Genomic DNA, 26,172 nt, shown 5'->3' with positions numbered 1-26,172 from the left:
AGAGGAGAGAGGTTCATATGGCCGTAGCCCTCATCAAAGAAAGATATCAAAACAAAGTTGGAGAAGTCATCATCGGCGCAACTGCTGCCGAAGGGGGTACACGTACTTCTGTTATTAAAGTCGGTGGAGATGCAGCTTTACCTTTTCTTCATTTCGAAGGAAAGATTGAAAACCGAACCGTTATTGCTATGGAAGTAACAGACATTCCTCCTGCTTGGAACGATATCATCAAAAGTCAATTCGGAGATGTCCTCAATGATCCTGCAGCTTGGGCAAAGAGATGCGTTGAAGAATGCCATGCTGATATGATCTATTTAAAACTCATCGGTGCAAGCCCAGAAGGAGAAAATCGTAGTCCTGAAGAATGTGCCAAAGTGGTAAAAGATGTTCTAGCGGCTGTGGGAGTTCCCCTCATCATAGTCGGTTGTGAAGATCCGGAAAAAGACAACGAACTCATGGCAGCCATTGCCGAGGCTACTGCAGGAGAGAACCTTCTGATTGGTATTGCCGAGCAAGATAATTACAAGTCCATTGCGGCGGCAGCCATGGTGCACAAACATAATGTAATTGCTCGTTCGCCGTTAGATATCAATATTTGTAAGCAGCTCAATATCTTGATCTCAGAAATGGGATTGCCTCTGAATCGTATTGTAATTGACCCCATGATTGGTGGGTTAGGTTATGGAATTGAATATGCCTATTCTATTATGGAACGGGCACGTCTGGGCGCTTTAGCTAATGATAAAATGCTTTCCATGCCTATGATTTGTACTGTAGGCTATGAGGCCAATCGTGCTAAAGAAGCTAATGCTGCGGAAGAGGAGTTTCCCGGTTGGGGTGATCTTAATGACCGTGCGATTCTATGGGAAACCTTAACCGCAACGGCTCTTCTCCAAGTCGGTGCCAGCATTCTTTTAATGAGAAATCCTGCTGCGGTTAGACTCGTTCAGCAGAATATCAATGATCTGATGGAAAACGCTTAACACTAGTCCGCGATATTTTATCTCTAGAGGGTATCTTTTAGGCTGTAAAAGAAAGGACGTGGATCAATTGATTATAATTGGCGAGCGAATTAATGGAATGTTTAAAGATATCGGCGATGCCCTTCGTAATAAAGATGCAAAGCCTATCCAAGAATGGGCATTAAAGCAACAGGAGGGTGGGGCTCATTATCTCGATGTTAACTCCGGACCGGCTGTTCCCAAAGAAGAACGTCCCGCGGCTTATGAGTGGATGGTCAAAGTTATCCAGGAAGTCTCCGAAATTCCTTTGTGTCTAGATTCTACAAACTATAATGCCATTGAAGCAGGTTTGAAGCTCTTAAAACGCCCGGGAATGATCAATTCTTGTCCGGCTGAGCGCGAGAAGATCGAACGGGTATTCCCGATGGCTGTTCAATACAACGCGGCAGTGATCGGGTTGACCATGGATAATAAAGGCATCCCTAAAGATGCGGAAAATCGTATCGCCTTCGCCATGGAGCTTGTCGCAGCAGCAGATGAATTTGGGCTACCCATTGATGAACTCTTTATCGATCCCTTGATTTTGCCATGCAATGTTGCTCAAGAGCATGCACCAGAAGTACTTGAGTCCATCCGTATGGTAAAAACCCTGTCTAATCCTGCACCTAAAACGGTTCTCGGACTTTCCAACGTATCTCAAAATGCTTTGGATCGTCACCTCATCAATCGTACCTATTTAGCGATGGCAATGTCTGCTGGTCTAGATGCGGCTATTATGGATGCAAACGACGACGATTTAGTTGATGTTGCTGCAACCTGTGAAATCCTCTTAAATAAGAGCATTTATGCAGATTCTTATCTTAAGGTGTTCCGTCAACGCTAACAATCTCAGCTCAAACAAACATATTCAGAACCTTTTACAGACCCCTTCGCGGGGTCTGTTTTTTATTCGTAAGTTTTGTTTATCATTCTTTAGTTGTGTAGTGCTCAAACTAGACATACTTTGCAACTAAACAGCATAGCTATCATGGAAAATACGTTAACGGAGGTGGACAACTTTGGAAGCCTTTTTCAGAGATGATCAAGAAATTCGGGAATGGGTTGATTTATTCATCGAGAAATTATTTACAGTAAACCTACTATCGGGAAATGATGCCGATGGCGAGTTCTATCAGGGTCGGCAAGCCGTTGAAAAAATCGCATTATCTTTCCAAGAGATGTTAAACCTGCCTAATGAAGTCCTCATTGATGGTATCCGTCAATTAGTAGAGCAACGATTGCCCGACCATCGGGTGATAGAGAATTTTCCGGACTTTTATAATCTTATGAATGATATGATATTAGCAGGGCTGCAAAATATGAAAGCCAACGAAAAGGATTGTTTTCCTCAACAGATTGATAATTTTAAAGGCTCGCAGCATGTCGAAGGGTCCTCGATCCTTCCAAGCTCTAGAATAGCAATCAATGGCAGTGGGGCCTTAGCAAAGGAGATGGAATCATCCTTTTTATTAAGACATCATCTTCTCAAAGCCTTTGATTCATCAATTGCTTCTGATTCATCAGTAGCTTCTGATTCTTCTGCTGAAAACAGCATAACGGAGGAGAGTCCGGCTAACACGATATATGATAGTAACCTAAAAGACGTCATTGTAGCTAACAGCGATGATTTAGGGGTTATTGAAGAAAGCAAAGAAAACGTTTGGGTAGAGGAGACTATCGAAATTTTTGAGCTAGAGCAGGAAGTCATTGAGTCTGCTGAGCCAATCACAGAATCGCTTGAGGACTTGATTGATGAATCCATACCTGCTTTAAGCATAGCGGTTACTCTGCAAAAAGATGAGAATGCTCCTAGAGACTTGACTTTCCTGCCACCAAGAGATCCTTTTCGCTTTAATGTCCAAAAAAAGAAAAGCAATGATGCTCCGGCAGAAATCACTGTCAAACCAGTCACAATCGCCCAGGAAATTCCTCAAGATGGCCTGATGCTTGCTCGGGTCTTAAAGCAGCTGTATGGGGACCTGCCCCTTCAATGGAATGTAGCGGTACATAACCTTGTTTTCTATGCAAAGGCTGAAGAACTATTAATCTATTTAGAACCTCATGACTCTCCGGAAGTTGCCGAAAATGAAGTAAACAAAATCATGGAAAGAATAAGAAAGGACAACTTCAAAATCTATATCTGTAATCACGAAGATTTGGCCTATCCAAGACGTTTAGAAAGAGGAATTCGTCGAGTAAAGCGTTAATCGGTAACTTTCAACACCCTTTTGCTTCGAATAGGTAGGATATTAAATGTAAGATGTCGAATACAGTCCGAGTACAGTCAAGAAAAAAAGGTAGTGTTGAAAAGAGGGACTACAGTGACAGACCGATTGGGTATGATCATGAGCAATACCCTAAATGCCATAGAATCCAGCAAGGAAGAGATTTTTTACATTGCCGAAACAACGCGAGCAGAAAACGAGCGGCTTACACAGGAATCTTCTCAGCTCAAAGGAGAAATCTTACGCATTATCGAAGATGTGGATAAATATCAAAAATTAGAACGTCGATTTCGACAACGATTAATGGAAGTGAGCAGGGATTTAGGAAAATATTCGGAGAAAGTAATGATGGATACTTACACACAGGCTAAAGATGTCCAAGTTCAATTACAACTGCTCCAATCCAAAGAAATTCAATTGCGAAATCGACGCGATGAAATCGAACGCTCTTTAAAACAAATGGAAAAAACCATCGAACGGGCCGAGAGTTTACTCAATCAGGTAACCTTAGCCATTAATCTTTTGCATGGCGGAATTGCTGAACTTAGCCAAAATAACTCTCCTGAGCATATGCAAGAAACAGCCCTCAAAATTATTCGAGCACAAGATGAGGAGAGACGTAGAATTGCCCGCGAGATTCATGATGGGCCGGCTCAAAATCTCGCGAATATTGTTTTAAGATTGGAAATTGCTGAAAAGCTGCTTGCCCTCGATCCAAGTCGTGTGCGAACAGAGATCTCCGATCTCAAAGGGTTAGTTCGTGCTAATTTACAAGATATTAGGCGGATTATTTTTGATTTGCGCCCGATTGCTCTTGATCAACAAGGCTTTATTACTGCTCTTGAAAGATATTTGATCAATTTCCAAGAAACATACAGTTTAATCTGCGATTTTCAAGTGTTGGGCAAAGAAAAGCAATTATTACCTGCTATAGAAGTTGCAATTTTCCGCTCCCTTCAAGAAGGAATGACCAACATAGCTAAACATGCTCATACCAATTGGGCAAGAGTCCTCATTGTGTATGAGGACTCTCAAATAACTATTCAAATCACCGATCGCGGAAATGGTTTCAATGTAGAGGAAGCGTTTGTTAATCCAGGAGATCATTTTGGATTAATTGGTATGAAAGAGAGAATTGAAATGTTTAAAGGCCAAATGAAAATTAGATCTTCACATCTAAAAGGGACCACAGTAAAACTTATTATACCCACAAGCAAAGAGGAGGGATGGGAATGATTCGAGTTGTGATTGCCGATGACCATCCACTTCTGCGTGAAGGGTTAAGAAGAATCCTTGAATTTGAAGATGGAATTCAAGTGGTTTGTGAAGTGGGAGATGGCCAAGGTGCGATCAATGTATCACGCACCTTAGATTTTGATATATTACTAATGGATTTAAATATGCCCGGCGTCAATGGTTTAGAAGCCTGCCGGGTCATTCGTCGCGAAAAAGAAAAGATCGGAATTCTGGTTCTAACTGTGGATGACTCCGATGAGAAAGTATTTCAAGTTCTTCAACTCGGTGTAGCTGGTTACCTCCTGAAGGATGTAGATCCTAAAACATTAGTAGACTCTATCCACAAAGTATATAACGGGCAGCCGATACTATCTCCTGCAGTTACCGGAAAATTACTTGGACAATTAACCAATCCCCCTCATACTAAAGAGACCTATGGATTGAGTGAGAGGGAATTGCAAATCCTAACCTATGTCGTTAAAGGTTCATCTAATCGTGAAATCGGACAAGCCTTATTTATCAGTGAAAAGACAGTAAAGAATCATCTTTCCAGCATCTTTCGCAAACTGGAGGTTGATGATCGTACGCAAGCCGCCTTAAAAGCAGTAAAACTTAAGATGGTGTACTTGGATTAAACTTAAAGGTAGAAAAGACTGATAGACACTATTGAGTAAACGGAGGATTATATGAAAATAAGTTTCTATGGTTCGGCACAAGTAGTAACCGGTTCATCATACCTAGTCGAGGCCGGAGATGAACGCGTGCTCGTTGATTGTGGGTTATTTCAAGGTTCCAAGGCCATTAAAGAGCTTAATTATGGCACATTTCCTTATAATCCTGCGGAGATTGATGCCGTCATCCTGACACATGCTCACACCGATCATACAGGATTGATTCCAAAACTTATTAAACACGGTTTTAAAGGAAGAATATACGCTACCCCTGAGACAGTAAAACTATGTTCTATCATGCTTCCCGATAGCGGTCATATTCAAGAGATGGAAGTCGAACGCAAAAACCGTAAGTTGGCGCGGATTCGCCAAGATCTTTTAACACCTATTTATACAGCCCAAGACGCCCTTGACTCTATGCAATATTTCTCACCGGTAAATTATGATCAAAATACTGTTCTTTCCGACCATTTCAGCTTTACCTTTCACGATGCGGGGCATATTTTAGGTTCGGCCTATGCACGTCTCGTCGTCACTGAGGGAGGGCTTCAAAAGACAATCGTTTTCTCCGGCGATATCGGAAATTATAACCAACCCTATATTGAAGATCCCAGCATGATCTGCTCGGCGGACATTGTCCTCGTCGAGACAACCTATGGAAATCGCCAGCATGAAAACAGGAACAATCGTCTTGAACATTTAGCAGAGATTATTCGCGAGGCTCATCAAGCAGGAGGGAACCTTATTATCCCTGCCTTTGCAATTGAACGTACTCAAGATCTCTTGTTCTATATCCGAAAATTGCAAACACAAAAAGAGATTCCCGTCCTGCCTATTTATGTGGATAGTCCCTTAGCCATTGCAGCAACAAAGATATTTCAAGAGAATCCTCATAATTTTGATGATGAGACTCTGGCGATGATTGATAGGGGAGAGCACCCTCTGTTGATGCCCAATGTCCATTACAGCCTTACAGCCGAGGAGTCCATGGCCATCAACAAAATTGAAAGCGGCGCAATTATTATCGCCGCTAGTGGAATGGCTGATGCAGGGCGTATTAAACATCATCTTAAACATAATTTATGGCGGGAGAAATCCACTGTCCTGTTTGTTGGCTATCAAGCACAGGGGACTCTTGGCCGTAGAATCGTCGAAGGAGCTAAAGAGGTTTCTGTCTTCGGTGAAAAGGTCGCCGTTCGGGCGAATATCCGTCAAATGGAGGGATTGTCAGCCCACGCCGATCAATCCCAGCTATTAGAGTGGCTATCTTGTTTGGGTAAAAGTGCCGATAGTATTATCTTGGTCCACGGCGAACCCGATGTGCAAAATGTTTTTTTCCAGAAAATCCAGGAACAGTTTGGAAAGATTCCTTGGATACCACAACTAGGCGAGCAATTAGAAATTAAGGATAAAGAAATTATCCCTTACCCCCCAGCGGAACCATGGCTGAAGGTCATGGAAGAACAAGCGAAGCAATCCATAGCTAGAAATCAAGAAAAAGAAGAGGAACGTGTACCCTCCGCCTTACGATCGATGCTTCCACCTTTGCTAAGAACAAAATCTGGCAAAGTTAAGGTTACGCAGGTTCAAGTCAACAAAGCTATGCAGCGGCTACGTCATCGTTTGAAGGTTCTGATCGATCAGGGAAAACGGTCGAATAATTTAGAATATACCCTTAAGGTCATCGACACCATAAACCAGTGGCTCGATCAAACGCAAGATGTCCGAAGGAAGTAAGGTAAGGGATGTAACCCTTAGATATAAGCAAATTCCGAAGTTTGCTTCTTTATTCCTGATAAAAATCTTAAGATTTCTTCGCGACGCTTTACAGCCAGCCGTTTTCCAGTTTTTGTATAGACCTTGTTGGGCAATGCTTCGGCAAAAATGCGGGCTCTGTCTATAGCATCTTCTGGGGTACGGATTAACTCGTCTTGTCCAATCAAACTGAATAAACGAGTGAGGCCAATATTTCCTAGATTATCGAGGATATCCGAGTCCCGTAAGTAGACTGCTTCATCACTTCTACCTGGCTCAGAATAGTACATATGATTTTCTATAGCTTCCAAGACAATGGGAATCTTATGACTTGGAAAAGCCATCCTTTGCAAAATATTTGCGGCGACTCCCTTTGAACGAAGTGAGTGATCCACGTTGGCTAAGGCATAAGCGGGGTATCTCCCTGTATCATGGAGTAGTGCTGAATAATATAGTACTTCATCATCTAAATTTATTGGCTCTGCTAATTCTTTAGCAAGCAGATAGACGCGAGTACAATGCTTTACTCCCCAGGCATGGTGAGCTCCTGATTTATTGATAATTTGAATGAGTTCTTCATGCTGTCCCATCTGGAATCAACCTCCTAATTACTGTATAATCTGAATATACGCCACAGGATAAAAATATCCCTTTAATTTCCAGTTATCGTTAGTAAAATATTACCTGTCATTTCGTGCTTAATTAATGAATTTCAAGCATTAATTTAAACATGCGAGATTACTCTCCCAAATATCTTAAAATACGTTATAATTGTCCTTTAGAGGAGTGAATTTTTATGTCTAGAACGAATCTTTACGGGAGCTTTGTACAAGCTCTTTTCTTTTCTGGAACAGTAGGTATTCCCAAGTATTTTCTAAATCATTATTCGGAGCTGGAAATCAGCCATATTGAAGCTTTGTTGATTATTCAAATCATGGGGGAGATTGAAACCAATCCCAATCCCCCTGCTCAACTTCTTGCTCAGCGCATGAACCTCGAGGTCATTCAGGTAGAGGAAATGATCACTCATCTTATGAGTCGCAATTATCTTTCCCTAAAAAAAAGCTGGAATCACGAAGATCATCAATCCACGACGGGGTATAGTTTTGTTGGACTTATTGAGGAATTAGCAGAACGTTGGGCTATCGATGAATTCAAACATTTCGAAGCTGAACAAAATCAGCGCAAGGAACTTAATAAGCAACCCGACTCAACTTGTTCAACTACCATTGGACAAATTATCACGACTTTCGAACAGGAATTAGGACGTCCTTTGACCCCTATTGAATGCGAGGTCATAGACACCTGGATTACCTCGAATTTTTCTGAAGAATTAATTCTTGCTGCTTTCAAACGTGGCGTTATGGCTGGTATACGTAATTTTCGTTATATTGACTCTATCCTAAGAGAATGGGAAAAAAAAGGACTGCGTACCTTACATGAGGTTGAAGCAGATGATGTTAATTTCCAGTCCAGACAAGAGAAATCTCGCACCAAAAAAACGTCCCCCCAACAGCCTGATCGTAAAGTACCATCCGATAAGTATGAAAATTTTTACCTGTAATAATCATTTTATATAGTATAACTGCGCATGGAGCTAGAGGAAAAAGGAAAGGGGAAAGAGGAGATAATGAAAAATTTAAAAGATATTATGCAAGAAAATTATCTCGATGAACTTAAGAAAAAACGAGAAATAACTGACGATACTCAAGTTGATGTTATACACAACCCTCTTAAGTCCACAGTGAATTGCTCACTATGTGAGGATCGCGGTATAATTTTTGATGGGACTTCTGCACGCCCTTGTACTTGCATGCAACAAAAACGTATGGAAAACCTTTTTCGCCATGCACGGATGGCACGAGGGTTACTCAATTGTCGCTTTGACAATTTCAATCAAAACTATTATCAGAACTCCTCTAATTTACAGGATCGCAATCATCTTGAAAATGCTTTGAAAGCCCTAAATGCCTCGCGAGAGTTTGTTGATCGGTGTCTCAATGATTACCATGGCTTAGGGCTAATGCTTACTGGGCCCGTGGGTGCCGGTAAAACCTTTCTGGCCGCTTCTATTGCAAATTCACTGATGGAAAAGGAACAACACGTTCTTTTTCTGGTGGTTCCCGACCTATTGGATCAGCTACGCGCAACCTATAAAACAGACGAGAACGAGATGGATCTCTTGGATTCAGCTCGTGAAATTCCGATTCTTATCCTGGACGATTTAGGCGCACACAACTATACGGAATGGACTCGCAACCGAATCTATTCGATTATCAATTATCGAATGAATGAGCAGTTACCTACCGTTATTACCTCCAATTTATCTCTGGAGCAAATGGAAGAACACTTAGGGTTGCGTACAACCTCACGTCTTATTCAATCCTGTCGAATTTTCAAGATGGATGTTGAACAAGATATTCGTTTACGACAATACCAAGATAGAGAAAGAAAAAAATAATACATTGTTATGAAAAAGTATGCATGTCCTGAGGAAGACATGCATACTTTTTTCTTAGAGAATGAAACCGAATGGAGGTGCCTGAGATGGCCAAAATTGTTGCGATTAATCGCAAATACTTTACTGTTTTTCTAAGTGGGTTGTTAGTCTGTCTCGTTGGGATTGCTGGAGTCACCCTTTGGAAAACTACGCAAGCGAGTGCAAATGGGACTGTACCCGAAGTTAAAATGTTAGGTGTCGCCGTTGAGCCCGGTTCATTTACACAGGACTTGACCTATGGGAATGTCACCATTAAATCCAGTCAAGTTATCAATGCCAATAAGTTCGACCTTATCGCGACTGTTCAAAACACCACCGGCGGCAAAATGACCAATATTCCTATTGAGCTAGAGGTCTCCTTAGTAGGAGATGACAAACAGAAGGTAAGTAAAATCGGAACGCTTCCTTCCCTTGATCCTGGAGCAACAGCAAGAGTAGCTTTCCGCGAGATTAAGTCTCTGGGCGACGCGGCAGGGAAGAGCGCTACTGACGGACAACATAAAATCACTCTAAGAGTCAAACCCAACGCTGAAGGCGGCCTTACTCAGAACACAGAAGCAAGCTTTTTCTTTAACGTAGATTCTACTGTAAAGTCACCCAACGGGAATAAATAAATCTGATTTTCACTTATGATATTAATATCTAATTTGATAATAAACAGATAATCTAACTTTAGAAGATATATAACACAATTAATTAGGAAGATTGGATGCCGTATTAGAGGTGTAAAAAGTTACACCTCTTTTTCTATTTCTTCTTTATTGGGACATAATATATATAGATTACTAAGAGCTGTATCTGCTTTGAACAGGACAAAATACAATTCCATATATTGCTAATAAAGAAGTAGGTGAGTGCGATTAACCTAAATGTATCATCAAGACCAGTCTCTGCTGAGGAATCATTGGCGAATTCTATTCAAGCAATAAATGTCGGCTTTGCATTACTAACCCGCATAAGTTCTATTCCGGGAAGCCCTACCTTTACTTTTGTCCAGCCCCTAATCAATAGTCATCAATTTTTAGCCCCTTGGGTTTTGCTCGGCTCACAGATACTCTTGCTTTTAGCAAAATATGTTTTTCAGTTAGAAAAGCTGCCCATCCACAACTTTACGAGTGGGCAGTTACTTCAAATACCCATCGGAGAATTGCAAAGCCTTCTTCAGTATTTAGGACCGCGGCAGCCTAGTTCTGCCACGACTCAAAGGAATACAATAAATAACTCACTGAGTACAGCGGATCCCATTTCTTTCCCAACGGAACTTCCTCCTGATAGCCCCTTATATATGGCCATATATATTTCGGTTGACTATAGCAATGAGCTATATACCCCATCTCTTCTTGCTTATGTACCCATTATTAGTTTTCCAGGTCTGCGTGGTGCTGTACCTTTTCTCATTCTCGCTTTATTAGCTGTAATTTTCGTACGTTGCGTTGTTCCTCCAGAGACTACCGGGGCAAAACCAGCACCTATTCCAAGGAAAAGTATGAATCAATACCTTAATCTTACCTCAGAAGAGATAGTCACCCTCTTGAAACGTTTTGGGAAGTATTTTAGCTCTCCGTAAATTTGTTCGTTTATCGAAATTAGTGTATGATTGAGCGTGCAAGAACAATCTCAGACAAAGGAAGTGCAACACTTTATGCAGCAGGTTAGTAAGCTCAGCCGTGAAAAGCTATCTAGCTTAGTAATACTTTTTTGCCTCATCTTTACAATGGTAACTTCTATCGGCGTTAATCTCCTCGACGTTAAAGTTCTTAATATCGAACTCATTGATCGTGAATTGTTTTCTGTGATTACCGAGAAGGGAAATGTAAATATTCATTCGGATGATATTCTCCGGATCGAAAGAAGCTTTTCGAAAGAATCTCTAACTGGCAAAACCCTAGAACAGGATAAAATCTATACTAATAAAGGATTTATTTACCTTTCTTCCCAAGCTCCTTATGCTATGGCAGGGCAAAAAATAATAAATTCTGTTGATTATTATGGATTACTTAAATGGGAGCGCACTGGCGTTGACCTTGAGTCTATAAATAAACTAGGGTACTCTATTGGTACACCCCCCAACCATGTCCCCATTCTTTTCTCTTTAATTTCATTACAGTATGCTGCTTTATCCATTGGCGGTATGGCTTTGATAATCCTTGTTTTTCCCTTTCGTTTAGGAGAAGAGGAGGAACAGGAAATTTCTTCAACTCTTGCTCCGCAAGAACATGAGTTGGTTCTGGAAGATTCTGTGGAATACAGTGTTAAGTAAGGTATACATAAATAAGTAGCAAATAACTATAAATGAAAGCAGACTAGGTTGAACCCTAGCCTGCTTTTGTATTAAATATCATCTTTGTCAGCTTAGCTGATGTTTAGAGGTCACGACTAACATATTCTACAAGATCGGCTACTCGGCAGGAATAGCCCCATTCATTATCATACCAAGAGATAACTTTAATAAGGTTATCCTCAATAACCATTGTGGATAATCCATCAATAATTGACGATGCTGAATTTCCGTTAAAGTCGCTAGATACTAAGGGTAGTTCTGTGTAATCTAAGATTCCCTTCATTTTCCCTTGACTGGCACTGCGAAGCACCGCGTTAATTTCTTCTTTAGTGGCTTTTTTTTCGATTTCTGCTACTAAATCAATTACGGAAACATTTGGAGTCGGAACGCGCAAGGAAAAACCATTGAGTTTTCCTTTAAGCTCTGGTAAGACAAGAGCTACAGCCTTTGCCGCACCTGTTGTCGTAGGAATGATGGAAAGACCTGCTGCCCGTGCCCGGCGCAAATCCCGATGGGATTGGTCTAAAATCTGTTGATCGTTTGTATAAGAATGAACAGTGGTCATCAATCCCCGCTTAATTCCGAAATTATCATGAATTACTTTGGCTACAGGAGCCAAGCAATTGGTTGTACAGGAAGCATTGGAAATCACATGGTGTTTTTGGGAATCATATTCTTCTTCATTAACGCCTAAGACGATCGTTATATCTTCTTCCTTAGCCGGAGCAGTGATAACAACCTTGCGCGCGCCACTTTTTAGATGCTTCTGGCAGACGGTGCCATTATTGAACTTACCACTAGACTCAACTACGACATCAACGCCTAATTCACCCCACGGAATATCTCCAGGCTCCGTGTGGGAAACTACTTTAATCAGTTTTCCATCCACAAAAAAGCCATCTTGTGAATATTCTATATGTGCAGGAAAAATACCATGCACAGAATCGTATTTTAGGAGATGAGGTAAAATCTCACCAGTAGAGCGATTATTGACCGCAACAATTTCAATATTTTCTCTTCCGAAAGCAGCACGAAAAACGTTCCGTCCAATACGACCAAATCCATTAATACCAATTCGAATTGCCAACTTACTGCACTCCTTTATTTATATCAATGCCTTACATACATTTGATAGTTTAGCATTTTTTTCAGTATGACACAATTACTTTTTGGTGGCAAATGTGACATACTTGATTGTTTATTAAATAACCAGATAGATTTTTGCTTCCTAGTTTGGCAATTCATTGGATATACTATATAAGAAAATCAATATTTTAGGAGGACCTGGAATGAAAGTCACCGTAACTCATATTAAAGAATTGCACTTTGAAGGTGAGGGAGGCTCGAAGCTTCGCACGCAAATAGATAGTAGTGTGACCGCAGGCGGTTCAGGATATGGATCCAGTCCTATGGAGCTTATACTCATGGCTATTGCCGGTTGCAGCGGCATGGATTGTGTAACTATCCTTGAAAAAATGCAAATTGCTTATGAACGATTTGAGATTTCTGTAGTCGGCGAACGGGCTTCTGAGCATCCACGTATCTTCACCGATATCGAATTAACTTATAAGTTTTGGGGGAGTAATCTGCCTAAAGCTAGAATAATGCACGCTATTCAACTTTCTTTGGAGAAATATTGCAGTGTGGCAAATATGATTGACAAATCCGCGAACCTCACATATAAATTGGAAACCTACCCAGTATAAATCATGTTTGTTTAGAATAAATTAATCCTTTGTGAGTTGAACCCCAAGTCAGCTTTTGCTATACTTATTCGTGTTCATAGTTATACACTTATAAGCCGCAACTAAACACATGCGGCTTGTTTTTATCTTGTTTTTATGGTGAGTATTGATGAAAAAGTGCACAATAGAGGAGTGATTGTTCGAACATCATGAAGAAAAAAGGCAGAATTCGTTGGAAGATGATCATTACTTTCTTTTTATTTAATATTGTTTTTGCATCCTGTCTTGTTCCATTTGTACTATTCTGGGGACCCTTTGAAGCGATCAAAGTGATGGCCGTGGGAGCAGTTGAGACATCACGTCATCCTCAGGTCGTGCGATTCTTTCTTTCCGATGAAAGAATCAGTGAGATTATGCACACTTATGATGATCAAGGTGCCCAAGTAGGATTAAATATTGATCGACAATCCAATACAGAAGACACGGCTTCAGGAATCATTATTGAAGATATTCAAGGTCAAAATTTCAAAGGAAAAGTCATGCTCATTAGTGATCCGAAGCGAGTTAAGGTTGCGGTTACTCAAGAAATTGGAGTAGCAGGGGAAAGACTCACGGATATGGTTAAGGGTGCAGGGGCAATTGCCGGTATTAACGCTGGCGGCTTTTATGATCCCAATGGTGAAGGTAACGGCGCCTTCCCAGATGGAATCACAGTGAAGAATGGAGAAATCGTTCATAACAATGTTGGCGATAAGACTGTAGACTTTATCGGTCTCAATGCTGAGGGTAAGCTTATCATTAAACCAATGAATGTGAATGATATTAAAGAAAAAGATATAAAAGAAGGAGTTAGTTTCTATCCGCCTCTCATAAGAGATGGTAAGCCGGCAGTTGCTGGAGATGGGGGCTGGGGGATTGCTCCTCGTACCGGTATTGGTCAGCGGGAGGATGGAACAATTATCTTTGTTGTAATTGATGGTCGTCAACCTACCTGGAGTATCGGAGCAACATTAAGAGATATGATGAATGTTTTTATTGAGTATGATGCGGTTGAAGCAGTTAATTTGGATGGCGGGTCCTCATCAGAGATGGTCTATAACGGAAAAGTTATGAACAAGCTTTGGAACATTTTTGGTGAACGGTATATCCCTACCGGATTTGTGGTTAAGCCTTAATTGTGATGGAATAATGGGGGTGTATACGTGAGGAAGAAGACGCGTGCTTTAATGTTAACGTTAACGAGTTGGATCATTGTCTCTCTAATGCTCCAATTTACTTTTTACTATTTTCTAAATGGACAAGTAGCAAAGATCATGGCTCCGGTCATAGCCCAACCTATCGTGGTCGAAAATTTAGAAGCTGAAATCCCCGGTACAAATTTGGAGAACTTGCAGATTTCTTATGGTAAAGATTATTTAGCCTACCATGAGAACGGGGTACTGAAGGTTTATAACCTAAATCAAGAAAAGGTAGTTTTTGAAAAGGCCCCGACCGGGGATGGTGATTATAATAAGGGTGTTATTTACTATCAATGGCTCCCGGACCGCGATACCCTCGTCTACTTTTTCGCCCGTAAAAATCCCAATCCAACGACTACTGTCATCGTTCCGATTGAGGAAGTAAATGAACAGGGAACTGTAGATAATAGTGCGACCACATCTCCAACAACCGAGCCTGATGCTGTAGAGGATCCCAATCAGGCACCGGATCCTAATCCGACAACACCAGAAAAGCCTGTAAAAAAATCGCCTAAAACTCGCACTGAAATCCGCTACAACAACCCACAAATAACTGAGGTCTTTACTTTGGAGCTTCCTCCCAGCGAAGAAGAAGAAATTGCGCCTGATGATCGTTATAACCGAAGTATTGATAGTTTCCCCGCTGGGGGTGAAATCAATCAAATGGTCGTCTCCACCTTCACGAATCTGCTTTATCTGACCATTGAGGATGAGGGGCAGTTCGAACTTATGGAGATTGATATCATGAAAAATGTCAGAAACTTAAATCGAGCACAGGAAACACTCACTCAGCTGGCGGCTTCAGATAAGTTCGGAACCTTATATGCGAAAAGCACTTCAGGCCAATCAGAACGAATCATTGCCTTGCAGGGCTGGAATAGGGAAATCATCTCTGAAGACGCCAATGATATTATCTTAGGAAACCGAGCCGGAACTCTTTATCTGGGTCATGTTGAAAATGACTATTTAGTGAGCGTGCGCAGTGCAGAAGAGCATTCAGAGGAAGACAACCTTGAATTTAAAACAATCTGGGAAGGCTCTGTACCCTTTGATGACCTTAAGAAGGTAATTATTGGAGCTAAAAACGAAATCATCATCTATGATGACCAAATTGCTCATATTATCCAGGATGGTAAAAACAAAGAAATCGCACTCAGCGGTGAAGAAAATTATATTTCGTTCGATGGGGTAGAGCTGATTCAAGTCACACGTGTCGGTATGTCCACGAAAATTAAACTTCAACCTCTCCAATAAATAGTTATGACAAAAAAGCAATAGGTAAGCAAAGACGGAAGAGCAACCTCTTCCGTCTTTGCTTATTTCCCCAAATCGTTTTCCAGGGATCCTTTGATACTTTACTTTTGAGTCATCTCTTCTTCAAGGAGTATCTCCTGCTCATACTCAGTCTGATTAGTACTACTCGTCATTGACCTCAACTGATTTTCTAGCTGGTTGAGCATTTCACGAAGTTGTTCAATTTGCTTGAGGAGAGATTGGGTATCCTCTAGAACAGCGCTTTCTTGAGAAAATGGATTTGCTGCTTTGGAGCTAATGGTAGGTACATCCTGATTGGATGTGATCGCTTGTGGTAAATCGGTTAGCAGGTTTTTTACCCCAAAAAGTTGGGCAAGTGCCTCTGCAAGCGTTTCTGTCATAACTATCCTATCTTCGTAGGCCACTACCACCCGCCTCATTTCGGGAATGCTGCCATCCGTATCAGCTTGTAAGTAAATGGGTTCCACATATAAAAAGTTTCCGGCTAGGGGGAGCACTTGGAGATGGCCACGTATTACACGAGAGCCCTTTTGGTTCCATAATGCCAGTTGTTCTGATATCTCGGGGTCTTGGTCGATTCGTGACTCAATCTGAAGAGGACCATCTACCTCAATATTCTTGGGAATTTTATAGAGTTTCAATTCCCCGTAATGCTCTCCATCCATGCGAGCAGCCAGCCAGCCGATCATATTATTTCGGCTGTTTGAAGTACTCGATGCTGGGGTAAAGGGGATCATCAATACCAATTCGTGATGATTGCTACCGGGAATTCGTATCACACTATAATTCGGCACGACGTTTTTGGGTTCTGAACTGGAGAATTCTTGGGCTATATCCCAAGCATCTTCTTTATTATAAAACTCGGTAGGGTTCATCATATGAAAATTCTTTAACATATTGCTTTGAATTGTAAATAGAGTCTCAGGATAGCGTAGATGAGATCGTAGCTCTGCGGACATTTCTGATTGATCCTTAAAAACCCCTGGGAAGATTTTGCGATACGTCTGTAAAATTGGATCTAAGATATCGACTGTGTAGAAGTCGACAGTTCCGTCATAGGCATCAACCACAACTTTTACAGAGTTGCGAATATAATTGATTTCTCGGGTCTGGGCCATTCGTGAGTAGGGGAACGTTTTTGAGACAGTATAGCCATCAATAATCCATCTCAAGCGTCCTTTATCGATAATCAGGTAAGGATTCTCATCATATTTTAAAAAGGGCATTAACTTCTCCACACGCTCTAAAATATTGCGGTGAAGCAGAATGCGGCTTTGGGAATTTACCTCGTTTGCTAAGTAAAACCGTGGGGTTGCGTGTTTTAAGGAGAGCATCAAGCGGTTGATAGGGGTGAGTTCAATGCCGGACTTACCCTGATAATTTGATTCTACATTGGAATTGCCTTCTGGATAATCGAATTCTTTTATCGCTGTATTCACGACAATCCAGTCATTGGTAAGCTCTCCAAAATAGATACGAGGCTGAGTCAGTTGAAACTCCTGAAAATTCGTGGTGAGAGGGACATCTCTAACTGCAAAAAATGGTAGCCCTTCTGTAACAGCGTTGGCAAAGGAAGCAACAACTCCATAACCATGTGTGTATTTGAAGCGAAAATTAACGAAGGTTTGTGCTGTGCTCGCCAGATCGTCAGCTGAAAGCTCACGAGGAGCAAGTAAGACTTGTCGATATTCACCATTGACCAGATAGCGATCAATATCTATATCTGGGAACTTGTAATATTGTCTTACTCCTTGTTTTTGAGTATAGATTTGGCTCATGAGGCGAGGATCATTTAAGCTTATATTGTTTAAGGTTGGTAGCTCTTGCACAAGACGATCTGCTGATAAACCTTCATTTCCTTTATATTGTTCTTCACTTATTTGATCAAGCCCATATCCAAAACGCGTCAAAGAAATCTCATTTTGAATATAGGGTATTTCTTTATCTAATTCATTGGGCACCACGACCAGGGATTGAAGGACTATAGGCCATAGGGTTGAGAGAAGTGGGCCACCAAACAAGACTAACAAAATAGGGAGGGTCAAAAATCTTATCTCATTCCTAAAATAAGACACAATTCCACCAATGAAACCTATTGCACAAAACGTCATCAATATCCTGAGTGCCGGCAAGGTAGCATAGATATCAGCGTACCCTGCCCCTACAACCAGTCCCTGTTGGGAATAAAGTAACCGAAAAGTATCAAAATAATAGCCCAATCCTTTGAACATAAAGAGAACCATCGATAATAAAGCAAGATGGCGACGAGCAGCGGGACTTATTTCAATAGTGTGTTCACGCCATAGAAATAAAGAATGGAATCGGATGACGCCCGTAAAGCTGTAAAATAAGGCAGTAATAACGGCCAGTAAAAAAAGTGGACCAAAAAAAGTATTATAAATGGTATATAAAAATGGAAGTTGAAACACATAAAAGCCCAGGTCCTTAAAAAATATGGGATCCCCTTGACCAAACGGCGTAGGATTCAGAAAGGTCAGGACTTCAAGCCAGCCTGTGAACCCTGTTACAAAACTGACCCCAAAGCTAACTAAAGCAGAAATTATGACTAACCAGGTTGTCATTTTTCGTTGACTCAAGCGGTAGAAGGGACCGTCAATTTCATGTACGAGCCTGAGACGTTTTCTAAGTCGTTCATTAACAAAAGTTAGAATTGCATGGCGTATGGACAAGAGGGTTCCTGAGATTAGGAGGAATAGAATTGTTCCATTGCCGATCTGAATAATTCCTTTGCTTATCAAAGGTGTCCAAAAAAGTTGACCATAGCCAAGATCCGAGAACCACAACCAATCCTCAAAATGACCACTTATAGCGAATAAACCAATCACTAGGAAAGCAAGCAAAATAAGTGTAAAGCGTAAAATTCGTCTCAATCTCATCCCTCCTTTGCTCATGTAATGTTTTATGTGTTACTATATTTTGCCCAATACCAAGAAAACCCAGCACCCATTCTTATAAATATATTAATGAATAAGAAAATATATATGATTATTTTTAAATTCATGATATAATTTATTTTGTTTTTATTGTTATAGCCGCCATTCACAGAATCTTTTTTATATTATGCTAATTTTAATAACTTGTCTTTTTTCTCCTATTGTACTATGCTGTACATGTGAGATTATGTTTCTTTATAATAAGAGGGATAGAGGAGGGAGTTTTTTTGCATTTTGTTGTCTGTCTAAAACAGGTACCGGACTCATCAGAAGTTCGGATTGACCCCAAAACGAATACACTTATGCGTGAAGGGGTTCCATCAATCATTAACCCCTATGATGCACATGCTCTTGAAGAAGCAATTCGCTTAAAAGAGAAAGTTGGCGGAAAAGTTACAATTGTAACAATGGGTCCACCTCAAGCAAAGGAAGCGCTACGTAAAGCCATGTCTTTTGGTGCAGATCGAGCTATTCTTCTAACTGATAGGGCATTTGGTGGCTCGGATTCTTTAGCAACAGCTTATATCATAACCCAAGCTATCTTAAAAATTCATGAAACCGATCCCGTAGATCTTGTTTTGGCCGGTAAAGAAGCAATTGACGGTGATACTGCTCAGACAGGACCCGGAATTGCTACTCGTTTAGGCTTCCCACAACTTACCTATGTCATAAAGGTCACTGATATTACTAGTGACACTATTACCGTTCATCGTAAACTAGAAACAGGTCGAGAAGTGGTACAAGCCAAATTACCCGCTCTACTAACTGTAGAAAAGGAGCTCAATGAGTTGCGTTACGCTTCATTGCCAAACATGATGAATGCCGCAGCTTATGAGCCCGAAATTGTCACTGCTAATTCCTTTGAATTTGATGTTACTCAAATGGGACTTAAGGGTTCCCCCACAAGTGTAAATAAAATTTTTGCACCCCCGGCTCGTTCGGGCGGAGAAAAACTAGACGGGACAAAAGATCCAAAAGGAGTAGCTGCTCAGTTAGTTGAGAAAGTATTCCAAGAAAATATTGTCATGGTTAGTCCCGATGCCAAGGGAGGTAATCGCTAATGGCTGTAATCATCGGTCCTGGTTGTATCAGTTGTGGAATTTGTGTGGGTGAGTGCCCATCAGAAGCCTTAGAATTAGGGGATGGCGGCGTAGTCGTTGATGCCGCAAAGTGTACAGAGTGTGGCGATTGCGTAGACGCTTGCCCTAGCAATATTCTCTCTTTACCGGAAGGTGCTGGCAAGAAAGCCGAAGCAACACCGGAGACGAACCTCTCCACTGAAGCAACTCCAGTAAGTGTTGCCAAACCTAAGACAGAGAAAAAGTCAACTCCTGTTGCCGGCGGAGATGTTTGGAGCGGAGTATGGGTCGTTATAGAATACAATCGCGGCGAAATCGCGCCAGTATCTTGGGAGCTCTTAGGTGAAGGCCGCAAGCTTGCCGATGATATCGGTTGCGAATTGGCCGGTGTTCTTGTGGGACATGATGTAGAAGCGGTTATTCCTGAGGCCTTTGCTTACGGTGCTGAGAAGGTCTATGTAGTGGATGATCCGGTTCTGAAAGATTATCGTTCCCAACCTTATGCTCATGCAATTACAGATCTTATTCGTCAGTATCAACCTGAGATCATTCTCATGGGTGCTACCGCCATGGGTCGTGATGTTTTCCCGGTTGTCGCTACCATGATGCAAACAGGATTAACTGCTGATTGCACAGTTTTGAGAATCGATGAGGCAACCAAGCACCTTCTCCAAACTCGTCCTGCCTTTGGCGGAAACATTATGGCTACCATTCTCTGTAAGACCCGTCGTCCGCAAATGGCTACGGTACGTCCCAGAGTTATGGCTATGCCTGAGCGAGTGGAAGGTAGATCCGGTGAAATCATTCGCGAAGAGTTAGGCCTTACTGAAGAAGAAGTTTTAACCAAAGTAGTGGACTTCATCAAAGGGGATGCCAAGAGCATTTTCTTAGATAAGGCTGAAGTTCTCGTTGCTGTTGGTCTTGGCATTGGCTCAAAGAAAAACTTAGTCTTTGCTGAAGAATTAGCTGATGTGCTCGGCGCTACCATTGCAGGGACACGTGGTGCGGTAGAGGCGGGTTGGATTACCCATGATCGCCAAGTCGGTCAAACCGGTATTACTGTTCGACCTAAGCTTTACATTGCGATTGGTATTTCCGGAGCAATCCAGCATCTTGTAGGCATGGAAACGTCTGATTTTATCATCGCTGTCAATAATGATCCCGACGCATCTATTTTCCGTGTTGCTAATTACGGAATTGTTGGGGATTTCAATGAGGTCGTACCAGCATTAACAGCTGAATTTAAGAAACGCCTACAGCACGGCGTAGCGAAATAAGGAGGGCCAAGATGGAAAATTTTGATGTAATCGTCGTTGGAGGCGGTCCTGCCGGCCTATCTGCCGCGATTAGTGCTGCCAAGGCTGGAATGAAGACTGCTGTCATCGAACGTGGAGATTATCCCGGTACTAAGAACGTCATGGGAGGGGTACTTTATACCCAAGCGACTAATGAAGTTGCCCCTGATTTTTGGAAGGAAGCTCCTTTAGAAAGACCCGTTATTGAGCAACGCTATGCTTTTCTGAGCAAAGATGAAATTTTTACTGCGGGTTATCGTGATCCGGCTTGGGGTCAGGCACCTAATTATAATGCCCATACAGTACTCCGGGTGAAGTTTGACCGCTGGCTGGCTGATCAAGCGATTAAAGCTGGGGCTATGATTATTACCGAGACTCTAGTTGAAGATCTCCTCTATCATGGCGATGATGTAGTTGGTGTTCGCACCGGACGAAGCGAAGGAGATCTGGGAGCAAAGGTTGTTATCATTGCTGAAGGGGCTAATAATTTCTTGGCCTGTAAGGCTGGTCTAGCTAAGCCTTTGCGCCCTGAGAATATGGCTGTCGTTGTTAAAGAAATTATAGAACTTCCTCCTGAGAAAATCGAAGATCGCTTCTGCCTAGAACCCCATGAAGGTGCAACCATCGAACTTTTTGGTGATTCCACAGCTGGAATGATGGGAACATCCTTCATCTATACCAACAAAAACTCCATTTCTGTTGGGGTCGGGGCAATGGTTAGCGCCATGTCTGAAAAGGGATGGTCACCTAATGATCTCTTGGAGCACTTAAAAGCCAAACCTTATGTTAGAAGATTGTTGCAAGATGGAGAAACTAAGGAATACTTGGCTCACCTGATTCCCGAGGGCGGTTATAACACTATCCCTAAGCTTTATCGTCAAGGGGTTATGGTAGTTGGGGACACAGCGATGTTTGTAAACGGTTTGAACCGTGAAGGCTCCAACTTGGCTATGATCTCTGGAAAAATTGCCGGAAATGTAGCTGCAGAAGCCATTAAATCTGGAGACATCAGTTCTCAAGGCATGAGTGTCTATGAGACCCGACTCCGTGATTCTTTTGTCATAAAAGACCTTTACAAATTCAGAAAGCTTATGCCTTTCATCGAGGCCAATCCTCATTTGCTGGGTGAATATCCTGAAATTCTTAACCAAGCAGCCCGGATGTACTTTACAGCGGATGGCACTCCGAAAGAGAAAGTCTTCAGCAATATTATGGATATGGTATTTAAGAAACGGACAAAGAGTGGACTTGCTAAGGATATGTTTAATGCATGGAGGGCACTAAAATGAAATTAGACGATAAATTGTATTTGGTGCGCTTTAATACAGACAAACTAAATCACATTAAAATTACTAATGGGGATCTTTGTCTAAAGTGCAAGGATAAAGTATGTACTTTCATCTGTCCCGCTCATGTTTATGACTGGGATGAAGAAGAGAATCGTATTGCCGTTGGATATGAAGGTTGTCTTGAATGCGGCACCTGCCGAGTTGCTTGCCCTCATGGGAATATTAAATGGGATTATCCTCGAGGCGGTTTCGGAGTCTCTTGGAAGAACGGCTGATCCATTCGATGTGTTCAGTGATTATTATGATTGAGTTAAAGGCAGTGGAATGTATTCCACTGCCTTTTCTGACTATGAAAGATAGATTGTCGCTAGGTAGCGATAGATTTTTGACAATAATAGGCTCAACACTTTAGAATATAAATAATGACATTAAACATTAAGATCAGAGGGGTTTAAGAAAAGGGGGGGCTTACTATCCTCGAGCGTATTTTGCGCGGACTTCAAGAGGAACAATGGTCTATAGAAAGGCATTTGAATCAATGGGTTTTAGCTCATAAAGGTGAGGATGGCTTTCTTTTCTTTGTCTTAAAGAAGGGAGAGCTCTTAGCTGCACCTCAACACGTTTCCTTGATCGATTTGCAGGTAAGACATTGGGAGGCAATTATCTTTTGTCCGGAAGGACTATCTTCACAGGATTTAAAACAACCCGCTTTACAAAAAATCCAAGCTTGGTTTATAGATTTACAAACAGGTTCAATTTTTGCAGCTCCAGCCACCGAGAAAAGAGATCGCTTAAACAAAATTCTCTCTTATCTTGAATCTAATCCTTCTGTGGGGACTACTCAAGCCAGCTCAACTGGTGTTCCGACCAATTCTGGATTTTCTACTGCTTCCGAAGCTGTAACCTTCCGTCCCTACCTCACCTATAGTCTTATTTTCATCAACCTATTTATATTTGCCATGATGACTTTGGCCGGCGGTTCCACCAATACGGGTGTCCTTATCATGTTTGGGGCAAAGGTTAATTCCCTGATCCTCCAGGGAGAATATTGGCGTCTTTTCACAAGCATGTTCCTCCACATCGGAGTTATCCATTTAGCCTTTAACCTCTATGCCTTATGGGCTTTAGGGCCGATTTTGGAAGAACTGTTTGGACGTATTCGCTATCTCCTAATCTATATCTCGAGCGGAGTTATGGGTTCGGCCGCCAGCTTTCTTTTCACGGATGCAATTTCTGCAGGTGCTTCGGGGGCAATCTTTGGCATTCTTGGAGCCTTAGTGGTTTACTCTCGCAGCAAACCCTTCCTTTGGAAATCCGGTTTTGGGAAAAACTTGGTGATTATCGTTTTGATTAACCTAAGCATAGGGTTTTTTCAACCGGGAATTGATGTTTACGCCCATATAGGTGGACTCCTCAGCGGCATGCTTCTCGCAGCCTTTGTTTCCATGAAATAACATTAATTTGCTCGCATTCAATTTCCAATCTAGGACAAAATAATATCAAAGCTCATGGTTTCTTAGCGAGGTGGTCCAAAAGCCCATCGATAGTTAAGAAAACATGGGCTTTTTCAGATTAGTAGTCTCACTAGAAAAAAAGAATGGTATAATACTCTTATTCCATACTATTTCTTTAGACTGCGAGGAAAACATGTGAAACGAGGCTATTTTGTTCGAGAAAAAGTGCTCTATGGTCTGCTCATCTGTATGGTGGTGGCAGTCATTGGACGATTATTTATGCTTCAGGTGATTGATGCTTCTGAACTAAAAGCAAAAGGGATTGAGATGAGAACCAATAGCGCAAGCTTGCTTCCTGAAAGGGGTAAAATTCTCGATGCCCAAGGTAGCGTTTTAGCTCAAAGCATACCGGTCAAAGAGATTTATGCGGATCCACGTGCGATTAATGAGTTAATAACAAAGAACCAAACCCCTTGGACCAAAGAAACAATGGCGGATAAAATCAGTGAACTCTTGGACTTAGATCGCGATAAACTACTGGAAAAACTAAACAAAGATTTGTCTTGGGTCAATATCGCGAATCAAGTTGATTTAGAAAAAGCAGAGGAAATTAAAGCCCTCAAGCTTCCAGGCATCGGTTATAGTGATCAACAAAGGCGCGTCTATCCTATGGATAGTTTAGCTTCTGCTGTTCTTGGCATTGTAAATTTGGCTGGCCATGGTGCGGAAGGTATTGAATCCTATTATGATGAGGAACTCTACGGTACTCCTGGTTATTCTTCACAACAATTTATGCTTAAGGATTCTCAGCTCAATGAACCGCCGTTAAAGGGATCTACTATTCATCTTACCTTGGATTCAACGATTCAATATCTTATTGAACAACAATTAGACCAGCTCGTGGAGACCACCCAGGGGAAGCGGATTGCTATTTTGGCTATGGATCCCATGACAGGTAAGATACTCGGCATGGGCTCTCGACCTACCTTTAACCCCAATGAATATACGTCCACAACTCCTGAAGAACGACGAAATCTGAATATCAGCATGTCCTATGAGCCAGGCTCCACGTTTAAAATCATTACAGGTGCCGCGGCCATGGAGGAAGGCACTTTAAAGACTAAGGATGTTTTTGAAGATCCGGGCTATCTACGGATCGGACCGCGCTACATAACGAATTGGGATTCCGATTTTAGGCCCCATGGGAAAATCACTTTTGAAGAAGGGATGATGATTTCTTCGAATGTGGTTCTGGCGCATGTGGGAATGGACTTGGGCAAAGAAGCCTTTTATACATATCTTAGAGCTTTTGGCTTCGGGGGACGGTCGGGTATCGATCTTACAGGTGAGGAAACCGGATTACTTATACCTGAAGATAAGGCGCGAGATATTGATATGGCAACCATGTCCTTTGGTCAAGCTAATCTAGTAACACCAGTTCAATTGCTCACGGCGATTTCCAGCATTGCTAATGGTGGAACCCTCTATAAACCCTATATCCTTGAGAAAATTACCTATCCTGATGGAACCACGAAGACCATTGAGCCAACGCCAGTCCGGCAAGTGGTCTCTAAATCAACAGCTGAACAGATGACCGCCATTTTAGAGTCAGTTGTTGACAAAGGAACGGGTGCTGCCGCTCACATACCAGGAGTCCGAGTAGCAGGGAAGACAGGAACAGCTCAAAAGGTGGACCCCGAGACCGGTGGTTATTCCTCAACGGATTTCGTTGCTTCTTTCGCGGCATATGCTCCAGCAAATGATCCAAAGATTGCTCTGTTAATTCTTATAGATACCCCGCAAGGTGAAAGCCATCAAGGTGGGACTTTGGCCGGGCCCGTGGCTAAAACTATTATTGAAGGCACACTTCAATATTATGGAATTCCCGTAGCCAATGAGACGCCGAGTGAAGTGAGCGAGCTTCCTGACACAAGCTTTGAGCGTCCATCCCCTGGAGCTGTGGTCCCTGAGCGGACACCCTTGAAGGGTGAAACAGTTGTTCCTGATCTTACAGGCTTAACAATGCGGCAAGCCGGAGAAAAACTTGCTCAGGCGGAACTTCACTTGAATTTTTCCGGAACCGGACTTGTTAAATCTCAAAGCATTCAGTCTGGGACGGTTGTCAATACCGGTACAATGATTGATGTACAATTTGCTCCACTTGAGGAAATAATAAAACAATCTGAAGAACCTCCGCCGACGCCATAATAGATTTACAGATTTCTTAGCAAAAA

At 41.9% G+C, this 26,172-nt stretch carries 23 protein-coding genes; 20 read left to right on the top strand and 3 right to left on the bottom strand.

Annotated elements, in window-relative coordinates; genetic code table 11:
* The first annotated feature begins 17 nt into the window (after nt 1-17).
* The 6 genes from DESDI_RS09270 to DESDI_RS09245 all read left to right on the top strand — a co-directional run bounded on the left by DESDI_RS09270 (nt 18) and on the right by DESDI_RS09245 (nt 6,870).
* Nucleotides 18-983 (top strand): acetyl-CoA decarbonylase/synthase complex subunit delta, encoded by a 966-nt coding sequence (locus DESDI_RS09270; RefSeq protein WP_015262352.1) that lies wholly within the window; start codon nt 18-20, stop codon nt 981-983.
* A gap of 67 nt (nt 984-1,050) precedes the next feature.
* Nucleotides 1,051-1,845 (top strand): methyltetrahydrofolate cobalamin methyltransferase, encoded by a 795-nt coding sequence (locus DESDI_RS09265; RefSeq protein ID WP_015262351.1) that lies wholly within the window; start codon nt 1,051-1,053, stop codon nt 1,843-1,845.
* Between the two features lie 175 nt (nt 1,846-2,020).
* Nucleotides 2,021-3,208 carry a hypothetical protein gene (locus tag DESDI_RS09260; RefSeq protein WP_015262350.1) on the top strand — a complete coding sequence of 396 codons (1,188 nt, stop codon included), beginning with the start codon at nt 2,021-2,023 and terminating at the stop codon, nt 3,206-3,208.
* 114 nt (nt 3,209-3,322) lie between these two features.
* Nucleotides 3,323-4,462 (top strand): sensor histidine kinase, encoded by a 1,140-nt coding sequence (locus DESDI_RS09255; RefSeq protein WP_015262349.1) that lies wholly within the window; start codon nt 3,323-3,325, stop codon nt 4,460-4,462.
* On the top strand, nt 4,459-5,097 hold the full coding sequence (locus DESDI_RS09250) for a response regulator (protein WP_015262348.1): 639 nt from the start codon (nt 4,459-4,461) through the stop codon (nt 5,095-5,097). Before DESDI_RS09255 ends, DESDI_RS09250 begins: the two co-directional genes overlap by 4 nt.
* A 51-nt stretch (nt 5,098-5,148) precedes the next feature.
* Entirely contained in the window at nt 5,149-6,870 is a 1,722-nt protein-coding gene (locus DESDI_RS09245) for an MBL fold metallo-hydrolase RNA specificity domain-containing protein (protein WP_015262347.1), read from the top strand.
* Nucleotides 6,871-6,887: 17 nt separating this feature from the next.
* Here DESDI_RS09245 and DESDI_RS09240 read toward each other — a convergent pair whose 3' ends face one another.
* Complete coding sequence (locus DESDI_RS09240; protein WP_015262346.1) at nt 6,888-7,478, bottom strand: HD domain-containing protein; 591 nt, start codon at nt 7,476-7,478, stop codon at nt 6,888-6,890.
* Nucleotides 7,479-7,684: 206 nt separating this feature from the next.
* On the opposite strand from DESDI_RS09240, the gene DESDI_RS09235 reads away from it, so the two are divergent.
* The 5 genes from DESDI_RS09235 to DESDI_RS09215 all read left to right on the top strand — a co-directional run bounded on the left by DESDI_RS09235 (nt 7,685) and on the right by DESDI_RS09215 (nt 11,648).
* On the top strand, nt 7,685-8,452 hold the full coding sequence (locus DESDI_RS09235) for a DnaD domain-containing protein (protein WP_015262345.1): 768 nt from the start codon (nt 7,685-7,687) through the stop codon (nt 8,450-8,452).
* Nucleotides 8,453-8,518: 66 nt separating this feature from the next.
* On the top strand, nt 8,519-9,349 hold the full coding sequence (locus DESDI_RS09230; protein WP_015262344.1) for an ATP-binding protein: 831 nt from the start codon (nt 8,519-8,521) through the stop codon (nt 9,347-9,349).
* Between the two features lie 86 nt (nt 9,350-9,435).
* Complete coding sequence (locus tag DESDI_RS09225) at nt 9,436-10,002, top strand: hypothetical protein (protein ID WP_015262343.1); 567 nt, start codon at nt 9,436-9,438, stop codon at nt 10,000-10,002.
* Between the two features lie 236 nt (nt 10,003-10,238).
* Nucleotides 10,239-10,955 carry a hypothetical protein gene (locus DESDI_RS09220; RefSeq protein WP_242825380.1) on the top strand — a complete coding sequence of 239 codons (717 nt, stop codon included), beginning with the start codon at nt 10,239-10,241 and terminating at the stop codon, nt 10,953-10,955.
* Nucleotides 10,956-11,030: 75 nt separating this feature from the next.
* Nucleotides 11,031-11,648: a hypothetical protein gene (locus DESDI_RS09215; protein ID WP_015262341.1), complete on the top strand. Its 618-nt coding sequence runs from the start codon at nt 11,031-11,033 to the stop codon at nt 11,646-11,648.
* A 103-nt stretch (nt 11,649-11,751) separates the two neighbouring features.
* Here the strand turns inward: DESDI_RS09215 and gap are convergent, their stop codons facing one another.
* Nucleotides 11,752-12,756, bottom strand: coding sequence for a type I glyceraldehyde-3-phosphate dehydrogenase (gene gap / locus DESDI_RS09210; protein ID WP_015262340.1), 1,005 nt, complete (start codon nt 12,754-12,756; stop codon nt 11,752-11,754).
* 202 nt (nt 12,757-12,958) lie between these two features.
* Between gap and DESDI_RS09205 the strand changes: the two genes are divergently transcribed.
* The 3 genes from DESDI_RS09205 to DESDI_RS09195 all read left to right on the top strand — a co-directional run bounded on the left by DESDI_RS09205 (nt 12,959) and on the right by DESDI_RS09195 (nt 15,846).
* Complete coding sequence (locus DESDI_RS09205) at nt 12,959-13,375, top strand: OsmC family protein (RefSeq protein WP_015262339.1); 417 nt, start codon at nt 12,959-12,961, stop codon at nt 13,373-13,375.
* 188 nt (nt 13,376-13,563) lie between these two features.
* Nucleotides 13,564-14,529 (top strand): phosphodiester glycosidase family protein, encoded by a 966-nt coding sequence (locus DESDI_RS09200; RefSeq protein WP_015262338.1) that lies wholly within the window; start codon nt 13,564-13,566, stop codon nt 14,527-14,529.
* A 27-nt stretch (nt 14,530-14,556) separates the two neighbouring features.
* Nucleotides 14,557-15,846 (top strand): hypothetical protein, encoded by a 1,290-nt coding sequence (locus tag DESDI_RS09195; RefSeq protein ID WP_015262337.1) that lies wholly within the window; start codon nt 14,557-14,559, stop codon nt 15,844-15,846.
* 101 nt (nt 15,847-15,947) lie between these two features.
* Here the strand turns inward: DESDI_RS09195 and DESDI_RS09190 are convergent, their stop codons facing one another.
* Complete coding sequence (locus tag DESDI_RS09190) at nt 15,948-18,758, bottom strand: UPF0182 family membrane protein (protein ID WP_015262336.1); 2,811 nt, start codon at nt 18,756-18,758, stop codon at nt 15,948-15,950.
* Between the two features lie 290 nt (nt 18,759-19,048).
* Between DESDI_RS09190 and DESDI_RS09185 the strand changes: the two genes are divergently transcribed.
* The 6 genes from DESDI_RS09185 (at nt 19,049) to DESDI_RS09160 (ending at nt 26,146) form a co-directional block, all read left to right on the top strand.
* A complete protein-coding gene (locus tag DESDI_RS09185; protein WP_015262335.1) occupies nt 19,049-19,882 on the top strand; it encodes an electron transfer flavoprotein subunit beta/FixA family protein in 834 nt (277 codons plus the stop codon).
* The gene (locus tag DESDI_RS09180; protein WP_015262334.1) at nt 19,882-21,177 is read left to right on the top strand and encodes an electron transfer flavoprotein subunit alpha; all 1,296 of its coding nucleotides are present in this window, start codon (nt 19,882-19,884) and stop codon (nt 21,175-21,177) included. Before DESDI_RS09185 ends, DESDI_RS09180 begins: the two co-directional genes overlap by 1 nt.
* A gap of 11 nt (nt 21,178-21,188) precedes the next feature.
* Nucleotides 21,189-22,484 carry an FAD-dependent oxidoreductase gene (locus DESDI_RS09175; protein ID WP_015262333.1) on the top strand — a complete coding sequence of 432 codons (1,296 nt, stop codon included), beginning with the start codon at nt 21,189-21,191 and terminating at the stop codon, nt 22,482-22,484.
* Nucleotides 22,481-22,759: a ferredoxin family protein gene (locus tag DESDI_RS09170; RefSeq protein WP_015262332.1), complete on the top strand. Its 279-nt coding sequence runs from the start codon at nt 22,481-22,483 to the stop codon at nt 22,757-22,759. Before DESDI_RS09175 ends, DESDI_RS09170 begins: the two co-directional genes overlap by 4 nt.
* 213 nt (nt 22,760-22,972) lie before the next feature.
* Complete coding sequence (locus DESDI_RS09165; RefSeq protein WP_015262331.1) at nt 22,973-23,938, top strand: rhomboid family intramembrane serine protease; 966 nt, start codon at nt 22,973-22,975, stop codon at nt 23,936-23,938.
* Nucleotides 23,939-24,133: 195 nt separating this feature from the next.
* A complete protein-coding gene (locus DESDI_RS09160) occupies nt 24,134-26,146 on the top strand; it encodes a penicillin-binding protein (protein WP_015262330.1) in 2,013 nt (670 codons plus the stop codon).
* Nucleotides 26,147-26,172 lie beyond the last annotated feature (26 nt).

It is taken from the genome of Desulfitobacterium dichloroeliminans LMG P-21439, assembly GCF_000243135.2.
GTDB classification, from domain to species: Bacteria; Bacillota; Desulfitobacteriia; order Desulfitobacteriales; family Desulfitobacteriaceae; genus Desulfitobacterium; species Desulfitobacterium dichloroeliminans.
This window is presented reverse-complemented; position numbering and strand designations above follow the sequence as displayed.

What these genes read in the sequence shown, in the direction of transcription:
- DESDI_RS09270 (WP_015262352.1), top strand. Translation starts at nt 18, where the DNA reads ATGGCCGTAGCCCTCATCAAAGAAAGATATCAAAACAAAGTTGGAGAA.
- DESDI_RS09250 (WP_015262348.1), top strand. Translation starts at nt 4,459, where the DNA reads ATGATTCGAGTTGTGATTGCCGATGACCATCCACTTCTGCGTGAAGGG.
- DESDI_RS09245 (WP_015262347.1), top strand. Translation starts at nt 5,149, where the DNA reads ATGAAAATAAGTTTCTATGGTTCGGCACAAGTAGTAACCGGTTCATCA.
- DESDI_RS09240 (WP_015262346.1), bottom strand. Translation starts at nt 7,478, where the DNA reads ATGGGACAGCATGAAGAACTCATTCAAATTATCAATAAATCAGGAGCT.
- DESDI_RS09235 (WP_015262345.1), top strand. Translation starts at nt 7,685, where the DNA reads ATGTCTAGAACGAATCTTTACGGGAGCTTTGTACAAGCTCTTTTCTTT.
- DESDI_RS09230 (WP_015262344.1), top strand. Translation starts at nt 8,519, where the DNA reads ATGAAAAATTTAAAAGATATTATGCAAGAAAATTATCTCGATGAACTT.
- DESDI_RS09225 (WP_015262343.1), top strand. Translation starts at nt 9,436, where the DNA reads ATGGCCAAAATTGTTGCGATTAATCGCAAATACTTTACTGTTTTTCTA.
- DESDI_RS09215 (WP_015262341.1), top strand. Translation starts at nt 11,031, where the DNA reads ATGCAGCAGGTTAGTAAGCTCAGCCGTGAAAAGCTATCTAGCTTAGTA.
- DESDI_RS09205 (WP_015262339.1), top strand. Translation starts at nt 12,959, where the DNA reads ATGAAAGTCACCGTAACTCATATTAAAGAATTGCACTTTGAAGGTGAG.
- DESDI_RS09200 (WP_015262338.1), top strand. Translation starts at nt 13,564, where the DNA reads ATGAAGAAAAAAGGCAGAATTCGTTGGAAGATGATCATTACTTTCTTT.
- DESDI_RS09180 (WP_015262334.1), top strand. Translation starts at nt 19,882, where the DNA reads ATGGCTGTAATCATCGGTCCTGGTTGTATCAGTTGTGGAATTTGTGTG.
- DESDI_RS09175 (WP_015262333.1), top strand. Translation starts at nt 21,189, where the DNA reads ATGGAAAATTTTGATGTAATCGTCGTTGGAGGCGGTCCTGCCGGCCTA.
- DESDI_RS09170 (WP_015262332.1), top strand. Translation starts at nt 22,481, where the DNA reads ATGAAATTAGACGATAAATTGTATTTGGTGCGCTTTAATACAGACAAA.